Consider the following 4418-nt stretch of genomic DNA (forward strand, 5'->3'; position numbering starts at 1 on the left):
GCTAAACTTGTCAAAGAACTCTTTGGCTTGACGGTAGATGCCGCTTAGCCTATGAATATTTTTTAACGAACTATTGTTAAATACTATTAAAATAATTAAAAAACGAACATAATGTAACAGAAAGCGGCAATCATGTAGATACACGATTGCCGCTTTTTTCCAATATCGATATTATTATTTCTTCATTTCCTTAGCCCAGGAATCTTTCAGCCCGATTGTCTTGTTAAAGACGGGATGACCAGGGGTGGAATCTTTGTCTACAACGTAATATCCGAGACGCTGGAACTGATAATTGTCGCCAGCCTTGATCCTTTCCGCAAGCCAGGGCTCAATCTTGGCATTACTCCTTATCTTCAGAGAGTCCGGATTAAGGAGATCCCGGAAGTCTCCTTCTTCAGCACTCGGATTCTCGACTGTGAATAGTCTGTCATAATCCCGGATTTCCGCAGTAGTGGCAGTCGGCACCGATACCCAATGCAAGGTGCCTTTCACCTTGCGGTCGCTGCCGGGAAGTCCGCTGCGGGTGTCTGGATCATATGTGGCATATATCTCTTCTATCTCGCCTTCATCGTTCTTCTTAATTCCGGTGCATTTGATTATATACGCCCCTTTGAGTCTCACTTCCTTATCAGGCGACAGGCGGAAGAATTTCTTCGGAGGATTCTCCATAAAATCTTCACGTTCTATCCACAACTCGCGGCTGAATGGCATTTCATGAGTGCCTTCAGCGGGATTCTCCGGATTGTTGTCCATTGCCATATACTCCGTCTTGTCTTCCGGATAATTCGTAAGAACGAGCTTCACAGGATTTTGAATCACACTTACACGCGTGGCTGTCTTATTCAGATCTTCTCTTACTGAGTGTTCGAGAAGCTCTATATGATTCAGAGCCTCATATTTGGTATAACCGATTCTCTTTACAAAATCCTTTATTGAAGAAGGTGTGTAACCTCTGCGGCGCAACCCTCGGAGTGTCGGCATGCGAGGATCGTCCCAACCGCTCACAAGACCTTCTTTTACCAATTGAAGGAGTTTGCGCTTGCTCATAACAGTATAAGTCAGGTTCAGTCGGTTGAACTCAATCTGACGCGGACAATATGAATCATCGGCGAGTTCCTTGACAAAATATTCATAAAGCGGACGGTGAGGCACAAACTCAAGTGTACATATCGAATGAGTCACCCCTTCGAAATAATCACTCTGTCCATGAGCGAAATCATACATGGGATATACCTTCCACTTGTCGCCTGTTCGCCAGTGCGGAGTCTTGATGATACGATACATGATCGGATCGCGGAAATGCATGTTGTCGCTTGCCATGTCAATTTTTGCGCGAAGCACCATTGCCCCTTCATCGAATTCTCCCGCATTCATTTTTTCAAACAACGACAGATTTTCCTCTACCGGGCGGTCACGATAAGGGCTGTTTGTACCGGGCGTTGTCGGAGTGCCTTTTTGAGCTGCGATCTGCTCGCTGGTCTGCTCGTCCACATATGCCTTCCCCTCCTTGATAAGGCGCACGGCGAGATCATAAAGCTGAGGGAAATAATCACTGGCATAATAAAGACGGTCCTCCCAGTCGTAACCCAGCCAGTGTATGTCTTCTTTGATTGCCTCAACATATTCCGTATCCTCTTTCTGCGGATTCGTGTCATCAAAACGAAGATTGCAGGTACCCCCGAATTTCTCGGCAGAACCGAAATCCATGATAAATGCCTTGGCATGTCCGATATGCAGATAGCCGTTGGGCTCCGGAGGGAAACGAGTATTGAGTCGTCCTCCATTCTTGCCCGCCTCAAGGTCTGCCTTGATTTCCTGCTCTATAAAATTGAGACCGCCCTCTGCTACGGCTTCCTCTTCCTTTATGATTTCTTTCATAATGCTATTCTGATAGTCAATTTTCCAAAATACAAAATTATAAAAAAACTTTTATAACTGACATATGCAAACAGCTTTTGTAATAAAAAAAATCGGGTTCCGATAAGAATTCGGAACCCGTGATACCTGCGGAAGTTTCAGTTGACACTCATTGTTGAGAATGCCGTGCCTGACAAGGTGGCATACGTTCTTGCGAACTGACGTAGAAAACAGAGTGTCGACTTCCTCGGAGTCGGAACCACATTGACATTGCGGTCCACATCTGCAGTAAAGTGGGAATCGTGCGTCATAGGCAAATAATTTTAAACAAACTCACCTATATAACGCTCCTGACTCCTCATTTATTATCGGATTTCCTCAAATTTACGCCTTATTCTGGCTAAAGAGTCAGAATTATATCCTTCTCGGCTGCGATTCTGCGGAGATTCAGTATTGCATAGCGCATCCTGCCTAATGCTGTGTTGATACTGACACCGGTAGTTTCGGCTATTTCTTTGAAACTTAATCCTTGGTAATACCTCATGACAAGCACCTCCCGCTGAAGAGATGGCAGCTCCTCTATAAGATATTTTACATCTTCCCGGATCTGTTCGGATATGATGACATCCTCGATGGTTTCCTCACACAGCTCTTTCCTGTTGAGAACATCAACGTCATCAAGATCCGCGCTCTGCAGATTCTCCGATTTCTCCTGCCTGTAATAATCTATGATAAGATTGTGCGCGATACGCGAAATCCACGCAGGAAATTTTCCGTTTTCAGTGTATCTGCCTTGCCTTATTGTCTGAATTGCCTTGACAAAGGTTTCCTGAAATATATCATTGGCTATATCCTCATTCTTTATTATCCTGAGAATATAATTGAAAATGCGATCCTGATGACTCTTAAGAAGCACATCGAATGCTTCATTGCATCCGGATGCATAAGCCTTTACCAACTGTTCGTCGGTCATGCCTGAAAAGTTTGCCATTTATGATGTCGGTTGGTTTGGTAAATATTTTCTATAGGCAATAAGGATTTATAGGGTTCACTACACTCCATTCACTACTCACTACCTTTATGGATACAAAGATAAGACGGATTTGGTGCAAAAACAAACAATTTGCGTGTTTTTAACATTAAATATTGTTAATCGCACAATAAAGAAGCCGAATATCCGCTATACCTGTTTTTTTCATGCGAAGTGCCGTCCATCCGGATTCTGACACGAGCCGCGACACTTCCATTAAGCCGTATTTAAGACATTCAGACTCTATGATCTCGACATCCTGCTCATAGAATCCGCTCAACAGCATCTCTCCTCCGGCTTTTAACGCAGCTGAATAACGGTCAAGATCTCCGAGAATTATGTTGCGGTTTATGTTCGCGAAAAAGAAATCTGCCGGGCATACACCTGCAAGCGAACCCGCGTCGCCATGTATAAGATTTATATCCACCTTGTTCAGCGAGGCATGTTCAACAGCGTTAAGATATGCCGGTTCATCTATTTCGATTCCTGTCACAACGCTCGCACCGCGCATCTTGGCAAGAATCGACAATATTCCTGTTCCTGCTCCCATATCTATGACGTTCTTGTCTTTGATCGGCAGCTCAAGAATCAGCCGCATCATCTGCGATGTGGTGTCATGATGCCCCGTACCGAAAGCCATCTTGGGGTCTATCACTATATCATATTCCGCCTCCGGCACATCTTTATGAAATGTGGAATGCACCGCTACCCGGTCACCGATAACTATAGGTTTGAAATAATTCTTCTCCCATTCGGCATTCCAGTCCTCCCCTTTTATGAACTGCGTGGATATTGCAAAACTCGTTGATATTGGAAAGTCATCGAGAGCTTCTTCCGCAAGACTGCGGGGATCTCCTGCCGAGGCACGGACATAAGCAGTCAGACCATACGGATCCGGTTCAAAACTTTCAAACCCCGCATCCGCCAGAAACGCAGCTGCAAGATCTGTGATATCTTCCGAACAAGGAGTCGCATCGACTCTTACTGAATTATAGTCATTCATTATTATATTCAAATAAATTTGCGGTTCCGAAACATTTCGGAACCGCAAATTTATTAAGACTTTGAATCATATCAAAATTAAAGGGCTTTTATTTTTTGCCACGGAAGAATTTAAAAATCTTCCTTCCCGTTCCGAATGCCGACATACCGATCATTACATAGTCGAGATAGCCGAGTCCGGAAATGATCTTGGTCGCAAGTCCCCCGACATGGGCAACTCGAGAGGTTGTGCCGTTACGACCGAAGAAACCGCGTTTGCGAACCCTGTCGGCATTATGAACCATCTTGGATCTGCAGAAGTCCTTACGCAATGCAATAAGTGCACGCTGATAACGGAGCTCCTCGATTGAATAACCTTTGAATTCCTTGGTATTATGCGGAGCCTCCTCCTTATGATCATTAACAGGTACAATCTCGTTTGTCATGACTTCTTCAGTTTTTATTTATTAGCAACCTTGTGATAAACCGCGCGATAGGATTCAACAACAGGGGATTCCGCAACAGAGACAACACCAATATCAACAGACAG

The 4418-nt window shown here is 44.4% G+C and carries 5 protein-coding genes; all 5 read right to left on the minus strand.

What is annotated here, in order from left to right:
- Positions 1 to 174: 174 nt before the first annotated feature.
- The 5 genes from JX312_RS09670 to JX312_RS09690 all read right to left on the minus strand — a co-directional run bounded on the left by JX312_RS09670 (position 175) and on the right by JX312_RS09690 (position 4314).
- A complete protein-coding gene (locus JX312_RS09670; protein WP_128707402.1) occupies positions 175 to 1878 on the minus strand; it encodes a glutamine--tRNA ligase/YqeY domain fusion protein in 1704 nt (567 codons plus the stop codon).
- Positions 1879 to 2015: 137 nt separating this feature from the next.
- Positions 2016 to 2168, minus strand: coding sequence for a hypothetical protein (locus tag JX312_RS09675; protein ID WP_172469602.1), 153 nt, complete (start codon positions 2166 to 2168; stop codon positions 2016 to 2018).
- An 89-nt stretch (positions 2169 to 2257) separates the two neighbouring features.
- Positions 2258 to 2848 carry an RNA polymerase sigma factor gene (locus JX312_RS09680; RefSeq protein WP_123404271.1) on the minus strand — a complete coding sequence of 197 codons (591 nt, stop codon included), beginning with the start codon at positions 2846 to 2848 and terminating at the stop codon, positions 2258 to 2260.
- A 148-nt stretch (positions 2849 to 2996) separates the two neighbouring features.
- The gene (gene prmA, locus JX312_RS09685; RefSeq protein WP_204457847.1) at positions 2997 to 3890 is read right to left on the minus strand and encodes a 50S ribosomal protein L11 methyltransferase; all 894 of its coding nucleotides are present in this window, start codon (positions 3888 to 3890) and stop codon (positions 2997 to 2999) included.
- Positions 3891 to 3978: 88 nt separating this feature from the next.
- Positions 3979 to 4314 carry a hypothetical protein gene (locus tag JX312_RS09690; RefSeq protein ID WP_123404267.1) on the minus strand — a complete coding sequence of 112 codons (336 nt, stop codon included), beginning with the start codon at positions 4312 to 4314 and terminating at the stop codon, positions 3979 to 3981.
- Positions 4315 to 4418: the final 104 nt, after the last annotated feature.

The organism is Barnesiella sp. CU968, from assembly GCF_905219685.1.
In the GTDB taxonomy this organism is placed as follows: Bacteria; Bacteroidota; Bacteroidia; order Bacteroidales; family Muribaculaceae; genus Lepagella; species Lepagella muris_A.